The organism is Paenibacillus sp. Pae15 (assembly GCF_024519685.1).
In the GTDB taxonomy this organism is placed as follows: Bacteria; Bacillota; Bacilli; order Paenibacillales; family NBRC-103111; genus Paenibacillus_G; species Paenibacillus_G naphthalenovorans.
The window spans coordinates 64,863-80,742 of record NZ_JALJRM010000018.1 but is presented as its reverse complement, the minus strand read 5'-3'; the positions used below and the strand labels follow the sequence as shown (position 1 = coordinate 80,742).

The window sequence follows — 15,880 nt, the reverse complement described above, 5'->3', positions numbered from 1 at the left end:
TCAAGATGCCGGAGTCCTTATCGTTTCTATTATCTTGCGGCAGGTCCGATCGGTTTCGGGCCGCCGCCGTATGTCATGCGCTTGCGCTTGGAGGAACCGCTCAGCACGCTGCCAATGCCCATGAGGAAGCTTGGAATACCAGCAAATACGAGGACGAGCAGCCAATCGAGCCCCCCGAGCGGGACGGTCTTGAAAATCGGCTGAAGCTGCTCCACGTACAGTACGGGCAGCATCAGCAGCAGCGAAGAAACGACCGCCAGTACAAGCCAAACGTTTTGCAGCGGATTGCGGTGAAAGATCGAGCGCGAGCTCCGGCAGTCGAACACATGAATAAGCTGCGCCATAACGAGCGTAACGAACGCAACCGTCTGTGCTTTGACCAGCGCATTCGGGCTGTCTCCTCCCTGCTTCAAGGTGATGTAGAAAGCCGCCAGCGTACACAATCCGATCAGGATTCCGCGGCTGACAATCTTCCATCCCAGACGCCGCGCAAAAATGTTCTCCTTGGCCGAACGCGGCTTCTGCTGCATAAGATCCTTCTCCGCCTGATCGACGCCGAGCGCCATCGCCGGCAGGCCGTCGGTCACCAGATTGACCCATAAAATCTGGATCGGCACCAGCGGCAGCGGCAGCCCGCACATCATGGCCAGGAACATCGTCATAATTTCTCCGACATTGGAAGCAAGCAAGTACCGGATAAATTTGCGGATATTCTCATAAATGCCCCGCCCTTCTTCAATAGCGGATACGATGGTGGCGAAATTATCGTCGCTGAGCACTAGCGCAGACGCTTCTTTAGATACATCCGTACCGCTGATGCCCATCGCAATGCCGATATCCGCCGCCTTGATGGCCGGCGCGTCGTTCACACCGTCTCCGGTCATCGCTACCGTATGGCCCCGGCGCTGAAGCGACTTGACGATCCTCAGCTTGTGCTCCGGAGAAACGCGGGCGTACACATACACGTCATCCACCCGTTTGTCCAGCTCGTCGTCGGTCATCACCGAAAGCTGGCGGCCATTCATGGCCAGCCCGTCCTGCGGAAGAATGCCGAGCTGCAAGGCAATCGCCTCCGCCGTGGTTTGGTGGTCGCCCGTAATCATGACGGTCTTGATCCCCGCACGACGGCATTTGACGATCGCTTCCCTGACCTCGCGCCTCGGCGGGTCGATCATGCCTGTCAAGCCTACAAACACAAGCTGGTATTCCAGCTGCGTTTCCTGAAGGTCCCGATCCGCCGGCTTCAGATCCCGATAAGCGAGTCCCAGCACGCGCAGCGCGTTTTTGGCCATGTCCTCATTGGCGGAGAGTACCTTCTGCTTTAATGTGGGAGTAAACGGGATGATTTTATCATCCCACAATATATAAGAGCACTGCTGCACCAGCACATCGGGCGCCCCCTTCGTACATACCATCCGCCCTCCCTGGTGCTCCACGACAACAGACATCCGTTTTCTCTCTGAATCGAAAGGCAACTCGTTGACCCGGCGGTACAGTCCATCCAGAGAACGCTGCGTAATGCCCGCTTTCGCCCCCAGGACAACAAGCGCCCCCTCTGTCGGGTCTCCCTTGATACGCCAAGCGCGGGACGGTTCGGCATCCGCTTTTTTCTTCTTGTTGTCACTTGTTTCTTCATGCAGAGAAGCATTGTTGCAAAGCACGGATATCTGAAGCAATCGGCGGAGCATTTGATTTTTTTTAATGTCCGCCTGCTCTCCGTTCCTCAGAATATCCCCGCGAGGGTCGTAGCCGTCCCCGGTGACCTCCAGCCAGTGGCCTCCTACCCATAAGTGGGTGACCGCCATTTTGTTCTGGGTTAACGTTCCCGTTTTATCGGAGCAAATCACCGATGCGCAGCCCAGCGTTTCGACCGACGGCAGCTTGCGGACGATCGCTTTGCGCTGAATCATCCGCTGTACGCCGAGAGCCAGAGCGATCGTTACGATGGCCGGCAGGCCTTCTGGAATCGCTGCAACCGCCAGGCTGACGCCGGCCAAAAACATGCCGTACGGTTCCTGCCCGTGCAGGATGCCCGCTGCGACGACCATCACCGTCAATGCCAGAGCGACGATGATCAGAATTTTACCGAGCTGCTCCAGACGATGCTGCAGCGGCGTCTCCATCGCATCCGTGTTTTGAATGAGATCCGCGATCTTGCCCATTTCCGTGGCCATGCCGGTACGAATTACGACCCCTTTAGCCGAGCCCCTCGTCAGCAGGGTTCCCATAAATCCCAGATTGCGCTGATCTCCGAGAGTTACGCCTTCTCCGTGAATCGCCCCGATATGCTTGGCTACCGGAACGGACTCCCCCGTGAGCGCCGACTCTTCCGCATACGTGCTGTATACCTCGATAAAACGGATATCGGCCGGAATGCGGTCGCCGCTTTCCAGCACGACAATATCGCCCGGAACCAGCTCGCGGGCCGGAAGCTGCTCCAGCTTTCCGTCTCTGATCACCTTGGCATTGGGTGCGGAAAGCTCCTTTAGCGCGCGCAAGGAACGCTCTGCACGAAACTCCTGCACGAAGCCAAGAATTCCGTTCATAATGATGATGGCGATAATCGTGATGGCATCCAAATATTCACCGAGCAAGCCGGATATTAATGTAGCTCCAACGAGTACCAGAACCATGAAATCTTTAAACTGGTTCAAAAAAAGCGTGAGCGCCGATATGCCTTGTCCATCCGCCAGCTCATTTTTGCCGTAAACGGCAAGCCGCTTGTCCGCTTCTTCCGCAGCCAGCCCTTTTGAGGGCTCCGTCCCCGACGACAGCAGCGTTTCCTCGGCCGTCATTTGATACCAATGTTTCTGACTCATCTGCTCTTTCCCTCCCAAAAGGTCGTCTAGGCTAAATGTATTCAGACAAGCCGCAAAATATCACGTTTTCCTTCGAAGAGAAAATATGGCATGATAAAGGGTAGCACTCAAAAACAGACTCATCCTCGCACGATTGGAGTTGTTCTTAACATGTCATTAGACGGTCTCGTCGTTCACGGCCTCTCCCGCGAGCTGCAAAGCTGCGTCATGGGCCGAATCAATAAAATACAAATGCCTTCCAATAACGATATTATTGTGCAGATCCGCGCGGCGGGCCGCACCGTGAAGCTGCTTCTGTCGGCCAACCCGACTTACCCGCGTGTCCATCTCACGGAACAAAGCTTTATGAATCCGCTGGAAGCGCCCATGTTTTGCATGCTCCTGCGCAAGCACTGTGAAGGAGGCATCATCGAAGCGATCGAACAGCCCGGGCTTGAACGGATTCTTCACTTCCGCATCCGCCAGCGCGATGAACTGGGCGACCTGAGCGTCAAAACGCTCATTGTGGAAATCATGGGCCGCCACAGCAACATCATCTTGATGGACCCGGCCACCGGCGTGATTTTGGACGGGATTCATCACGTTACGCCGGCGATCAGCAGCTACCGCGTAGTCATGCCCGGCAGCAGCTACATTGCGCCCCCGGAACAGCACAAGACGTTGCCGTTCGACTTGAACAAAGACCGGTTTATTGCACTGATGGCGGAAAGCGCCGAGGGTGTCCCGCCTGAGGAGGCGGCCTCACGCCGCTTCTGGGAGCAGACGCTGGTGCAGCGCCTAAGCGGTTTTAGCCCGCTGGGCGCCCGCGAGCTCGTTTATCGAGCTTTGGGAGACGGTCCTGCCGTTATGTCCCCTGCCGATATGGCGGAGAAATTGTGGGAGCCCCTGCGCTTGCTGACGGATCAGGTCCGCAGCGGAGTGCTCGATCCGGTGATTGTGGAGCAGGAGCAAACCGGGAAAACCTTTTTTTCCGTCACCGCTCTCACCCACATTCCCGGAGAGGTTCGCCGTTACGAGACGGTCAGCGCTTGTCTGGAAGCTTATTATGGGGACAAGGCCGAACGGGATGCCGTCAAGCAAAAGGCGTCCGACCTGCTCAGGCTCCTTTCCAATGAACGGAGCAAAAACGTCAAGAAGCTGGAAAAGCTCGAGGAGACGCTGAAGGAAGCGCGCGAGGCCGATAAGTTTCGCATTCTCGGGGAGCTGCTTACGGCATCGATGCACCTGGTCACCAAAGGCGAGCGGCAAATCGAGGTCATCAATTATTATGATGAGGAGCAGCGCCCAATTACGATCGAGCTTGATCCTTTACTGACCGCCTCGGAAAACGCGCAGCGCTACTTCAAAAAATATACGAAAAGCAAAAACAGCCTGATCGCCGTAGAGGAGCAGATGGCGCAAGCGCACGAGGAAATCGGTTATTTGGACAATCTGATACAGCAGCTGTCGAGCGCAGGACTTGCAGATATCGAGGAGATTCGCGAGGAGCTGGAGGAACAAGGATACCTTCGCAGCCGCGGCAAGAAGGGACGCAAAAAAAAGCCGAATCAAAAGCCGCTTCTTTCTTGCTATACTTCCAGCGAAGGCGTACCTATTTATGTCGGCAAAAATAACACCCAGAACGAATACTTGACCAACCGTCTCGCCCATTCGGGGGATACGTGGCTGCACACCAAAGACATTCCAGGGTCCCACGTCGTCATCCGCAGCTCCGAATACGGCGAAGCCACTTTGCATGAAGCCGCCCGGCTGGCCGCTTATTACAGCCAGGCCAGGGAATCGAGTCAAGTGCCTGTCGATTACACGCTGATCAGGCATGTACGCAAACCCAACGGCGCCAAACCCGGGTTCGTCATTTACGAGCATCAAAAAACGCTGTTCGTTACGCCCGACGCCGAAGCCATCAAACAGATGCCGGTTACGGTAAAGTAAAAAGGGGCTGTCCCATAAGTCAACCTGATGGATGAACTGTACCCTGTCAAATAGACAGTACTAAAATAAAAATCAGTTAAGCGGCCTTCGTCCTGAATTCCTTCGGACTGAGGCCGTTTAATTTGGCTTGTAACCATTCGTTAGTAAAAGAAGATGTACGCATCAATGTCCCTTTGCAGCTCATTAAAGTTACTGTACGTGTTCAAATAATACATCTCACATTGGCAGGAGTAAGGGTATGGGAATCATTTCCATGGTCATCGTCGGCAGATCTCTGTTACGCTGATGTTCAGCATAACAGAGACAATCCGCCACCGAAGGCGGTTCTACACCAATTCACGCCTGCGTTTCATTTTCCTCGCCGTTTCTTGAGCGCCGCCAACGGACAGCAGGATGAAGCTGACTGGCAGAAATGCAAATGCCGCAAGATGGCGGCATGCGTACGCCGGTGCAAACGGCTGTTATAGAGGATGCAACTTGGGGTTGCTGGGCAGCTGCAACCAAAGCTATCTTTACTTTTCACATGGGGTTTAACAATAATGGATGTATATGATGCAGAAAGGTGACTGCCGAAATGATTTTTGCGGAGAAGTTAAAAAACGAGAGAAAGAAAAAAGGCTGGTCTCAAGAAGAATTGGCGGAAAAACTTTTTGTAAGTCGACAGTCGGTTTCCAAATGGGAAAATGGTCAAAATTATCCGAGCATTGAAATCATTATTAAAGTGAGCGATCTCTTTGGCGTAACCATTGATTCTCAAGACAATATTTTGAAACTAAGTTCCGGGCTTCGGCCAGCGACCAAACCGGGGTCATCATTTGCGGATCTTCATGGCCGCAATCCTTTCCGCTCGAACAACCGGTCCACCACATCCGCGTCGATTCGGCGAGCCCCGATGGGCGCATGAAACACAACGCCGCCCCGTTCGCCATGATAATCGGACCCCGCTGTAATGAGCAAATCATGCTCTTGCGCCAATGCCGCATAATGTTCTTCCTGTTCCGGCGAATGATCCGAATGGTAGGCCTCCAAGCCGATCATTCCGGCCTGCGCAAGCTGCGGGATCAAATCATCCTGTCCGTATAGCCCCGGATGGGCAAGCACCGCGGCGCCTCCCGCTTCCATAATCCAGCGAACGGCCTCAAACGGCGTAATCCGTGGCGGATTGACATAGGCCGCCGCCCCTTTGGCCAAATAACGGTTGAAAGCGTCGGCCATGGAATCTGCCGCTCCGAGACGTACGAGGGCATCCGCGATATGCGGCCTTCCGATCGTATCTCCCTCTTTTTTCGAAGCCTGTACCGACTTTAGAACGTCTTCCATCGTAATGGAGATGCCAAGCTCTTGCAACCGGGCGACCATCATTTCATTGCGCCGGTCCCGAACCTGTCTCAGGTCTGCCAACCTGGACAAGAATAGCGAATCCTTTTCATCGATCCAATACCCGAGCACATGAATGTCCTGCCCGTTATGCACCGTACTGATTTCCACTCCGGGGATAACGGCTATGCCATACTTCAATCCGGCCTCCTGAGCCTCGGCCAGCCCTCCCACCGTATCATGATCCGTTACGGCTACGGCGCTTAAGCCTGCTTCCGAGGCCAACCTGACGTTGTCGGACGGAGAGCCGGTGCCGTCGGATGCCAGCGTATGAGTATGCAAATCGGCGTAAGACATCATGAATACCTCCCCTTAACATGCCTATTTTATCTGTTTCGTTGTCACAGATTTCCGTTGGGCCGTACCCGGCTTGCTTTTGGATCCGTCCGGTCTGTCCGGTCTGTTATAACCATTGGCTCAGATCCCGCTCTCTCAAGAACGTCAAGAACGTCACCGCAGAAATGGGAAGCAGTGTGGAGCTCAAATAGATCGCATAGAAACTCCGCGTAAAGCGAATGCCTTCGACATCCTTTACTTTCAGCACTCCAAGAGCCGCCTCGTGCCTTACCGAGGATTGGGACAGGATGGAAATCCCGAGGCCCGCTTCCACCGCCGATTTGACCGCTCCCGTACTGCCAAGCTCCATCACGATTTTGAGCATGGATACGTCGCATCCCGCCTTTGCCAGCTCCTCTTCCATCACCCTTCGCGTACCCGAGCCCTGCTCCCGGAGCACAAAGGGATACTTCAGCATCTCTTCCAACGGAATACGCTCCCGTTCCGCCAAAGGGTGATTCTGCGGGACAATCAGCTTCAGCTCGTCGCTGAGCACCGCTTCCGTATGCACATCGGGATGCTTCACTTCGGCCTCCACTAAACCGAAGGTTAACTGATGGTTCAGGACTTCTTCAAGAATCAGCTTCGTGTTGTTGACTTTCATACTAACCGATATATTCGGATATTCGGCGCTAAACGGCCCGAGCAGTCTGGGCAAAATATATTCCCCTACCGTCAAGCTTGCTCCCAAATGAAGTCTGCCTTCCAGCATATGCGTGAACTTGGACATACTGATGTCCGTTTCCTTCATCAGCTCAATGCTGCGCAAAGCAAACGGCAGCAGCGTGCGTCCCGCCTCCGTCAACTCGACCCGCTTGGTCGAACGGATGAACAGCTTCGTTCCAAAATAATCTTCGAGCGACTGCACCTGCATCGTAACAGCCGGTTGAGTCATATGAAGCGCCTGCGCGGCATGAGAAAAACTGCCCTTCTCCGCAACCGTATAAAAAATATGAAGCTGGTGAAAATTTAGCGCCATTATATCGAATCCTCCGCCTACTTGGTACCCATCATACGAGAAGCTTATAATCGAAGATCAAAAGAACGTCTGACGAGTCTTAAAAAACATCTTGGGCAATCAGAAAGGTGAACCTCCAGTTCAAATCGATCCTTCAGCCTATTATAACAAAAAACAAAAGGGCTGTTTGGAAAAAACAAAAAAATACGCCGGGCAGAGCTCCGCTCCGGGCGTATGATATAACATATGCAGACGCAAGTTCCGCCGTTATAACGTGTAGAATCTTGTTTTATCAGGAATATTATTATTATACTCGGTTTTGATTTCATTGCGGTACGACCGCTCGACTTTTTTGACGAAGGGCAGCTTTTGCAGCTGCTTTACCGTTTCGTCCAAACGGCTGGAATATACGTACATGGCGGCATAATGCAGCTTTTTGGAGAGGTAATGCACATTGCCGTATTTCTCCAAATGTTTGCTAGCCGCTTTTAAATCGCTAAACCAAACGATGATTCCGCTGCGCTCAGGAAACATAGCTCATAACCTTCTTTCTTAAACCCATACTGGTGGTACGGATCTTTAATCTAATGATGAAAGGATGAAAGCAATAATGCAATCCTTTGACCAAGACAACCTCTGTGAGGTAACCCGCGGCAATCTGACGGAAAGCATGCATCGCGGTCATATTGCCGTGGTGGACAACAAAGGCAAGCTGATCGCTTGCGCCGGCAACCCCCGGCATTACGGATATATGCGTTCAACCGCCAAGCTGCTTCAGGCCATTCCGCTGCTGGAAGCCCGGGGCGACGAACAATTCGGGCTGACCGAAGCCGAAACGGCTTTGTGCTGCTCTTCCCACGGCGGGGAACCGGAGCACACCGCGGCGGTGCAATCGATTCTGCATAAGCTCGGACTAACTGAAAGCGCTCTAGCATGCGGCCGGCAGGAACCGCTATATAAGCCCTCGGCCGACGAGCTGAAACAAAAGGCGCTGCAGCCGTCGCAGCTCCACAACACTTGCTCCGGCAAGCATGCCGGCATGCTGGTCCTGGCAAAGGCAATGAATGTATCTATAAAACAGTATACCCGTTTGGAGCATCCTGTCCAACAAAAAATGCTGCACATCATCTCATTCATGTGCGGCGTATCAACAGAGAATATCGGTGTCGGCACCGATGGCTGCGGCGTGCCCGTATTTGCAGTGCCGCTGTCTGCACTCGCCTATGCATACGCCCGTCTGGGCGCCCCTGACGAGCTTGCAGCCCAGCGCGCCGCGGCGTGCCGTAAGATCATCCATGTCATCGGCCGACATCCTTACTATGTAGCAGGCACCAACCGGTTCGACACCCGGCTTGCCGAAGTAACGCAAGGCCGCGTCATCGGCAAAATGGGTGCCGAAGGGGTGTATGCCCTGGCTGTCCCGGATCGCGGGATCGGTCTGGCTGTCAAGATTGAGGACGGCGCCGAACGCGCCCTCTATCCGACAGCAGCCGAGGCTTTAATGCAGCTTGGAGCCCTGACCCGGGAGGAAGCCGGACGGCTTGCCGAATTTCATTACCCCAAGGTCATGAACCGGCGAGGCGAGACCGTAGGCTCTATCCGTCCGTCATTTCAGCTTCGGCAGCCTTAAGATGGCATTAACGACCGTCATAAGGCTTCTTCCGCCGCCTTAACCGCACTTGCCGCTGCAGCTGCCGCCTGAAGAGCAGCCGCCGCTTGCGGCCAGCGGGTCATTGGAAGGAACCTTGATCGTGTCGGAAACGGAGTGCGCTACCAACTGCGATATTTCATAAAGCAGTTGATCCAGCCGGTTCTCCGCTTCCTTAAAACGGCGTACCGGCTCCAAAGCATCCAGCTGAGCTTGAACCTTCTTGACTTGCTCCAGCGCTTCATGATAGTTCGGATGGTAATGCCCGAAACGTTCGCATTCGGCGAATCGCTCTTTTTGTTTGGCAAATTCCTTGGTCAGCCTGCCGACTTCCTCGTCCTCCTCTACACGCCGCTTCCAATATAAATAATCCGCAGTTTCCGCGGAAAGCTTGATCATGTCAGCCAATTCATAGGCTCCGAGAAGGATTGCAGACATATCGATCGTCTGGGATTCCATGACTGCCATATGCAGCACCGCCTTTCTATAGGTTGGACCATGGTGGCCTACCTATTTATCATATCATATCCGGCAGCGGTGTGCCGATCTAATATTTATCATTGATGCCTGGCAAAATCAGCTTCATTTCGTCCCATTCGCCGGCATGCCAACGAACCTCCAATGCTTGAGGGAGCCTGTCCTTCCGCTGTTCTATCCCCGTCATCCACCAGGTTCCCCGGGTATCCTGTACTTTTCGCGGAGCGACCCGGTAATCGGTGCCGTTCATTCGGACTTGCAGCAGCGTCTTCATCTCGATCGCCTTTTCCACGATTTCTTTTCGGGTAGAAACGTGATAGGTCCGATAATCCTTCAGCCACATCGGGGGAATGTCCTTTAAGTCGGGATACAAATCGGCCGGCTCGGGCAGCTGCGACTCCAGCTGCAAATAATGAGCTGAATTTCTGGAGTAAATCAGCCCCCTATCCATCGACAGCTGGAACTCGGCATCTGCTTCGTCTTCCTGCGGATTTACATCCGCCAGCTTCGGGTAAGACCTTCCGCGGCCGGAACCGTTCTTACCGTTGAGCAAAAGCGGCATCCCCGGCATATACCCCGCTTTTTCCAGCACTGCCGCAAGAGGCTGCAGGTCGTCCAAAGCAATAATATAATCCTTGGTTCCGACGGCTTCTTGAATATAGGGCGCCGCACCAGGCAGCTTGGCTACGGTTGACGCCGTCTCTTCATCATCACAGCGGAGCAACAGCGTGTTAGCGAAAGTCAACTTGCCGAAGGGCCTCGCCCATCCTTCTATCGCCGGGAGGAGATGATCGGGAACTCCGTAAAGCGCATGAGCTTCCAGAAACTCCGCCATCTCTTCAGCCGTCCTTCCGTTCTCCAAAGCACGCCGAATACTGGCTTTGGACAATTTATAAACGCTGACCTGATCGTGCGCAACCGGATCGGCTATACAGCACAATTCCCAGCAAACCTCATCCGTCACGTCCGGCGGCACGATGATCTCGAAGTCCGGCTGCACCATAAACCGCCCAGGTTCCTCAGACTCCTGCGGAGTACGGCTTGCTTGAAATAGCCTAACACACCAACGATAATGTACCCTTCCGCCCAGAGCCTCCGTGCCTTTTTCAAGCCAGCCCATGGCAGCCAACGGGTCCAGCCACTTCTGCTGCAGCCGGCCAAGCCGCTCTTCCAGCCCTGATTCAGCCGGTGCAGGCATCAGGCCTTGCCTTTCAAGCCCGGTCAAAAGCCCAAGCGGAGAAAACCAATGCCCGTGATCGCTCCTTTCAAGAAGTGAAACCGCATGCTGCAGCCAGGCTTCCGCCGGAAGGGTCAGCCGCTTCCATATGCTGTACAACACGAGATGTTGTTCGTTAACGGACCGGTTCAGCCAGGTTTTGAGCGCTTTGGATTGAAGCTTCAGCGTTTCTCCGTCCGGCACGATCAACTGAAGCCGCAAAAGCATATCGAGCATGATCGCTGCTTTCATCGGATACGCATCAGCATACGCATATTTTATCGTCGTCCCTTGCAGCAGCGTTTCGTTCAGAGGAATAAGCTCAAGCCATTTTTGCAGTTGTTTTTTGTGCAGGATTCCGTTTTGGGTCAGCTTCAGTTCCTGCTGCGCCGCGAAGACAAGCGCCTGAAAAAGCCCCCTGCGAATATCGGTCTTGACGGCTTGAATCGGTTCGATACCGGAAAGAGCAGTGCCATCCGGCGGAACAACGGCAAGCTCAGGAAACATAATTTGCTGCCACAGACCGAAGCTGTCTTCCGGAAGCAGGTAAACCAGTTCACCCCACGTTTTTCGAAAAGCGAAAATAAAACCTTTGCGCAGCAGACCGGCCAAGCCCGCTTTCATCTCGGCTCCGGACAACAAGCCCCTCGCCGATTTCTCCAGCCGAGCCGCGTCAAAAAGCTCGGAGCCGATGTCCCGTACAATCCCTTCAAGCACCGTCCGTTCGTCCGGGCCCATCCGATTAAAGATCGTTTCCAGCACAACCGGATCGGCCCAAATGTCCTCCAGACCGTATCCTTGCCCAAGCCAGGGAGCGTATACCGTCTCTGCTTGTATCCGGCTTCGCAGCTCCCAGGGCATTCGGGCGCAAATTTCCGAATAATTCATTTCAGGACCGCCTCCTCCTGCCTATCCGCCCGATCGATCACATAGTTGTAGCCCTGCTCGATGAGAAATAACTGCCTGTTCATGGCAAACTCCTGCTCCTTCGTGTTCTCACTGACGAGCGTATAAAAGTAAGCTTTATTGTCCCCTGATTTAGGCCGCAAAATGCGTCCGAGCCGCTGAGCCTCCTCTTGGCGGGAACCAAAGCTCCCCGATACCTGGATAGCTATGGAGGCGTCCGGCAAATCTACGGCAAAGTTGGCTACTTTGGAAACGATCAGCACCTTCAGTTCGCCGTTCCGGAAGGCGTTATACAGCTTTTCCCGCTTGTCGTGAGCCACTTCTCCGCTGATCAAGGGAACCCCTGTTCGCCTGGTCAGTTCCTGAAGCTGCTCCAGATACTGGCCAATGATCAAGATTTGCTCGCCTTCATGCTTACGCAGCAATTCCTCTACCACTGCCTGCTTAGCCGAATTGACGCTTGCGCATTTCATTTTCTGCCTTGCCTCCTCCGTACGATACACGTCCATTTCTGCCGGAGGCATGGGCACCCGCACCTCGATGCATTCCACCGAGGCGATCCACCCCTTCGTTTCAAGATCCTTCCAGGGCATCTCGTACCTTTTGGGGCCGACCAGGGAAAACACATCTTCTTCCCGGCCGTCTTCGCGGATTAACGTAGCTGTCAAGCCCAAGCGGCGGGTCGCTTGAATATTCGCAGTCACCCGAAATACCGGCGCAGGCAGCAAGTGAACTTCATCATACACGATAAGTCCCCAGTCCCGTTTGTTAAACAAGTCCATATGGACAAAAAGATCATCCTTCGATTTGCGGTAGGTCAAAATTTGATACGTTGCGATGGTGATGGGTTTGACCTCTTTATGCTGCCCGGTATATTCTCCCACCATCTCTTCAGTAACATCGGTTTTCTCCAAAATCTCCCTTTTCCATTGACGTACGGATGTACTGTTCGAAGTCAATATGAGGGTAGCGCAGTTCAGCCGTCCCATAGCGGCGATGCCGATGACGGTTTTCCCCGCCCCGCAAGGCAGTACCAAAACACCGCTTCCTCCCTGCGCGCTGCCCTCGCGGTAGAATGACTCCACGGCAGATTGCTGATAATCCCGGAGTTCAAAGGTTCGCCCTCCGTTCATTTTCGTCCTGAGCCGGATTGGCAGCCGCTCTCCTTGGCTGTATCCCGCCAAATCCTCAACCGGAAAACCCATTTTGACCAGTTCCTGCTTGAGAAGTCCCCGGTAAAGCGATGAAAAACGCAGGGTCCGCGAATCCAGCTGACAGAGGCCATAGGATTGAAGCGATTTATAGGAAACCATCTCTTTAATGACATCGACATCGTCGGATATTAAAAGCAGGTCTTCTCCAAGACGTTCCATTCGAACCAGGCCGTAACGCTGCACAAAACGGCGAATATCCTGCTTTACGGATGCAGGAATACCGAATTTGGACCACAGCTCCAAAAATGTTATGATTTCCTCCGCCGCCATTCCCGCTGCCGCCGCATTCCAAAGCGACAGCGAGGACATTCGATATGTATGCAGGTTTTCGGGAGATTTGACAAGGTCGGCAAATCTTGCCAGGCCCTTTCGCACATCATCGAATGCGGGATGCCGGGATTCCAGCAAAATGCTGAAATCGCTCTGTACGACGAGCGGCCGATCTTTATGAAATTGCATACCGATCCCTCCAAACTTTTACAGATACTGTTATTATGTTGGATTGGCGGCGGATTTAAACATGTAAATCATAAGCGAAGAAAGACGCCCGAAAAGATATGGCGGAGGAAGGACGGCAAAAAACGGAGATGAAAAGCGGAGGCTTCCGCTTCATCTCCGTACACCTGTGTAAATAAAAAATCGTTCTTCCGATAAAAAAGTTCGGAAGAACGATAAGAGCTTAATGCAAGGCGTGCTGGTTCTGTTCGGAAATTTGGCTCAACGCCTCGCCTGCTTCGTTCTCATAAATGCTGCGGACTGCGAGGTCGCCGATGGATACGATCCCGACCAGGTTCCCATTCTCGACAACAGGCAGACGGCGAATCTGTTCATCAGCCATGATTTTTGCCGCTTCATCCACTGTCGTTTCCGGAGTTACGGATACGACTTTGTCGCTCATCACTTCTTTAATAGCGGCAGAGCCTTCCCTTTTCTCAGCCAAACCGCGAATAACGATGTCCCGGTCGGTCAGAACGCCGATTAGCTTCTTGCCGTCAACGACAGGAATAAAACCCGTATCTTCCTGCTTCATCTTCACCGCAGCTTCATACACGTTATCCTGTAACGTGACTGTAGCGCAGTCTGTAGTCATGATCTCGCGAAGTGTTCTCGAACTCAAGGGAAATCCCTCCTGAAAGGAACTGGCAGCCTGAAGCATCGCCCTGCCCGGCGTACCCAAGCTGCTGCAGAATTAGGTTTTCCCTTTCCCTTGCTTTCCATTCGCCCGATCACTGTCACTTACCGGGAATGTTCCGACATATAATCTTCGACCAGCGCTATGAACAGCTTTGCAGCATGGGTCATTGCCGTTTCGTCAATATCGAACCGGGGATGATGATGCGGGTAAACGATGCCGCGGTCCGGATTTCCCGCTCCGACAAACATGAAGCATCCCGGCACCTGCTGCAAATAATAGGCATAGTCCTCCCCCGCCATGATCAGCGGCGAAGTCTTCGCCCCCGCCTCGCCCAAAGCCGCCTTGGCCGCCCGATAAAACCGCTGCTCTTCCTCCGCGTGATTCACGACAGGCGGATATCCCAGCTTGTAGTCTATCGTATAATCGGCTCCCTGCATAAGACAGGTTTGTCGGACGATATTTTCCAGACGGGCCTTCACATCCATTCGTAAAGAAGCGTTGAATGTACGCACCGTTCCCTTCAATACGGCTGTTTCTGCAATGACGTTAAAATTGGTTCCGCTGTGGATCGAGCCGACGGAAACGACGCATGGCTCAGTGGGATCCGTACTGCGGCTGACAATCGATTGTAAATTGACTACCAGCTGAGAAGCCACAAAAACGCTGTCCACCGTTTCGTGGGGCAGACCGCCGTGCCCGCCTTTGCCTTTGATTTCAATGGTGAACTCATCGGCTGCCGCCATGATGGGACCCGCCTTGCAATACGCGGTCCCAACCTCAAACGGCGTCCACAAATGAATGCCATAGATGACGTCCACCCCATCCAGCACACCATCCTTAATCATTCCGAGCGCCCCTCCCGGAGTCACTTCCTCCGCAGGCTGGAACACAAAGACAATATTTCCGCGCAGCAGCTCCCTGTGTCTGCTGAGCGTTTTAGCTACACCGAGCAAGGTGGCCGTATGAGCATCATGACCGCAAGCGTGCATGACACCGGGTACGCTGGAGGCATACTCGCAAGCTTTCTCGTCTTGTATGGGCAGAGCATCGATATCGGCCCTGAGCGCAACGGTCGGTCCGGCTTTTCCGCCCTGCAGTCTGGCTGTCACACCGTGTCCGCCAACCCCCGTCCGTACCTCAAGCCCCCATCCCCGAAGCAGTTTTGCAATGTAGGCAGCGGTTTCCGATTCTTGAAACGACAGCTCCGGATGCCGGTGCAAATACCTGCGCCAAGCGATCATCTCGGGAACTATCGTATCCAGTGTATCTTTTATCATCATAGTACCCCCTCCGCTCTTTGCAGCGTCATCATAATAATGGCGATCCTTTCATTGGCATATTAATCTAAATTTTATCAAATCTAAAGAGCGGTTTCATCCATGTGTCACAAGAAATTCAAACTTTACAGCACCGCTTTTGGAGCCATATGCATTAGGCTTGCACAAGTAAGGGAAACATACTATCATGAATAAAGGATAATTAGCTGAGTTGTACATATTTAGGAGGGCTTGCAGTGATTATTGAAAACAGTGGATTAAAAGGCTTAAAAAGTGATCTCGCCCATTTGGACGAGTCTATGGAGCAGCTCGGTTTCGTTCGCTGGCAGTGGGAATATAACCGGGCAACTTACGACCTGAAGCTTGAAGATAAAGCTACGCAAAGCGATTATTACCTGCGCATTAATACTCGGGCTGAATCCGGCAAGCTGGAATCCCCTTATGCCATTCTTTACATCGAAGAAGTCTATATCGGCAAAGCTACTTTCCCGCATGGCCTGGACTATCAAGCGCCTGTTCCCGATGCCATCTTGAAAACGGTCAACGGTAAATTGGCGGAGTTGAAAGCAAAGCTGTCCCAATAAT

General features: G+C 53.3%; 12 protein-coding genes and 1 pseudogene. 4 read left to right on the top strand and 9 right to left on the bottom strand.

What is annotated here, in order from left to right:
- Positions 1-29 precede the first annotated feature (29 nt).
- Positions 30-2,819, bottom strand: a complete 2,790-nt coding sequence (locus NR121_RS15895) for a calcium-translocating P-type ATPase, SERCA-type (protein ID WP_137670015.1) — start codon at positions 2,817-2,819, stop codon at positions 30-32.
- Positions 2,820-2,969: 150 nt separating this feature from the next.
- Between NR121_RS15895 and NR121_RS15890 the strand changes: the two genes are divergently transcribed.
- Positions 2,970-4,751 (top strand): Rqc2 family fibronectin-binding protein, encoded by a 1,782-nt coding sequence (locus tag NR121_RS15890; RefSeq protein WP_062407860.1) that lies wholly within the window; start codon positions 2,970-2,972, stop codon positions 4,749-4,751.
- A 574-nt stretch (positions 4,752-5,325) separates the two neighbouring features.
- A pseudogene (locus tag NR121_RS15885) lies at positions 5,326-5,502 on the top strand (helix-turn-helix domain-containing protein); the annotation flags it as partial.
- A 74-nt stretch (positions 5,503-5,576) separates the two neighbouring features.
- On the opposite strand, the gene NR121_RS15880 reads toward NR121_RS15885, so the two are convergent.
- The 3 genes from NR121_RS15880 to NR121_RS15870 all read right to left on the bottom strand — a co-directional run bounded on the left by NR121_RS15880 (position 5,577) and on the right by NR121_RS15870 (position 7,956).
- Positions 5,577-6,425 carry a PHP domain-containing protein gene (locus NR121_RS15880; RefSeq protein ID WP_082660695.1) on the bottom strand — a complete coding sequence of 283 codons (849 nt, stop codon included), beginning with the start codon at positions 6,423-6,425 and terminating at the stop codon, positions 5,577-5,579.
- Between the two features lie 106 nt (positions 6,426-6,531).
- The gene (locus NR121_RS15875; RefSeq protein WP_062407856.1) at positions 6,532-7,443 is read right to left on the bottom strand and encodes a selenium metabolism-associated LysR family transcriptional regulator; all 912 of its coding nucleotides are present in this window, start codon (positions 7,441-7,443) and stop codon (positions 6,532-6,534) included.
- 246 nt (positions 7,444-7,689) lie between these two features.
- The gene (locus NR121_RS15870) at positions 7,690-7,956 is read right to left on the bottom strand and encodes a YlbG family protein (RefSeq protein WP_062407854.1); all 267 of its coding nucleotides are present in this window, start codon (positions 7,954-7,956) and stop codon (positions 7,690-7,692) included.
- A 76-nt stretch (positions 7,957-8,032) separates the two neighbouring features.
- Here NR121_RS15870 and NR121_RS15865 point away from each other — a divergent pair, with 76 nt between their 5' ends.
- Positions 8,033-9,052 carry an asparaginase gene (locus NR121_RS15865; protein ID WP_062407852.1) on the top strand — a complete coding sequence of 340 codons (1,020 nt, stop codon included), beginning with the start codon at positions 8,033-8,035 and terminating at the stop codon, positions 9,050-9,052.
- A gap of 39 nt (positions 9,053-9,091) precedes the next feature.
- Here the strand turns inward: NR121_RS15865 and NR121_RS15860 are convergent, their stop codons facing one another.
- The 5 genes from NR121_RS15860 to NR121_RS15840 all read right to left on the bottom strand — a co-directional run bounded on the left by NR121_RS15860 (position 9,092) and on the right by NR121_RS15840 (position 15,298).
- On the bottom strand, positions 9,092-9,538 hold the full coding sequence (locus NR121_RS15860; RefSeq protein WP_054818054.1) for a YlbF/YmcA family competence regulator: 447 nt from the start codon (positions 9,536-9,538) through the stop codon (positions 9,092-9,094).
- Positions 9,539-9,617: 79 nt separating this feature from the next.
- Positions 9,618-11,651 (bottom strand): helicase-associated domain-containing protein, encoded by a 2,034-nt coding sequence (locus NR121_RS15855; protein ID WP_256831459.1) that lies wholly within the window; start codon positions 11,649-11,651, stop codon positions 9,618-9,620.
- Positions 11,648-13,342 carry a DNA repair helicase XPB gene (locus NR121_RS15850; protein ID WP_256831458.1) on the bottom strand — a complete coding sequence of 565 codons (1,695 nt, stop codon included), beginning with the start codon at positions 13,340-13,342 and terminating at the stop codon, positions 11,648-11,650. The genes NR121_RS15855 and NR121_RS15850 overlap by 4 nt, the downstream gene beginning before the upstream one ends.
- Before the next feature lie 220 nt (positions 13,343-13,562).
- Complete coding sequence (locus tag NR121_RS15845; protein WP_054818063.1) at positions 13,563-14,039, bottom strand: CBS domain-containing protein; 477 nt, start codon at positions 14,037-14,039, stop codon at positions 13,563-13,565.
- An 80-nt stretch (positions 14,040-14,119) separates the two neighbouring features.
- A complete protein-coding gene (locus tag NR121_RS15840) occupies positions 14,120-15,298 on the bottom strand; it encodes a M20 metallopeptidase family protein (RefSeq protein ID WP_054818050.1) in 1,179 nt (392 codons plus the stop codon).
- Positions 15,299-15,531: 233 nt separating this feature from the next.
- On the opposite strand from NR121_RS15840, the gene NR121_RS15835 reads away from it, so the two are divergent.
- Positions 15,532-15,879 carry a YugN family protein gene (locus tag NR121_RS15835; RefSeq protein ID WP_054818049.1) on the top strand — a complete coding sequence of 116 codons (348 nt, stop codon included), beginning with the start codon at positions 15,532-15,534 and terminating at the stop codon, positions 15,877-15,879.
- Position 15,880: the final 1 nt, after the last annotated feature.

Coding starts and splice junctions, on each gene's coding strand:
- NR121_RS15870 (WP_062407854.1), bottom strand. CDS start 7,956: ATGTTTCCTGAGCGCAGCGGAATCATCGTTTGGTTTAGCGATTTAAAA.
- NR121_RS15880 (WP_082660695.1), bottom strand. CDS start 6,425: ATGTCTTACGCCGATTTGCATACTCATACGCTGGCATCCGACGGCACC.
- NR121_RS15895 (WP_137670015.1), bottom strand. CDS start 2,819: ATGAGTCAGAAACATTGGTATCAAATGACGGCCGAGGAAACGCTGCTG.
- NR121_RS15875 (WP_062407856.1), bottom strand. CDS start 7,443: ATGGCGCTAAATTTTCACCAGCTTCATATTTTTTATACGGTTGCGGAG.
- NR121_RS15855 (WP_256831459.1), bottom strand. CDS start 11,651: ATGAATTATTCGGAAATTTGCGCCCGAATGCCCTGGGAGCTGCGAAGC.
- NR121_RS15865 (WP_062407852.1), top strand. CDS start 8,033: ATGCAATCCTTTGACCAAGACAACCTCTGTGAGGTAACCCGCGGCAAT.
- NR121_RS15890 (WP_062407860.1), top strand. CDS start 2,970: ATGTCATTAGACGGTCTCGTCGTTCACGGCCTCTCCCGCGAGCTGCAA.
- NR121_RS15840 (WP_054818050.1), bottom strand. CDS start 15,298: ATGATGATAAAAGATACACTGGATACGATAGTTCCCGAGATGATCGCT.
- NR121_RS15850 (WP_256831458.1), bottom strand. CDS start 13,342: ATGCAATTTCATAAAGATCGGCCGCTCGTCGTACAGAGCGATTTCAGC.
- NR121_RS15860 (WP_054818054.1), bottom strand. CDS start 9,538: ATGGCAGTCATGGAATCCCAGACGATCGATATGTCTGCAATCCTTCTC.
- NR121_RS15845 (WP_054818063.1), bottom strand. CDS start 14,039: ATGCTTCAGGCTGCCAGTTCCTTTCAGGAGGGATTTCCCTTGAGTTCG.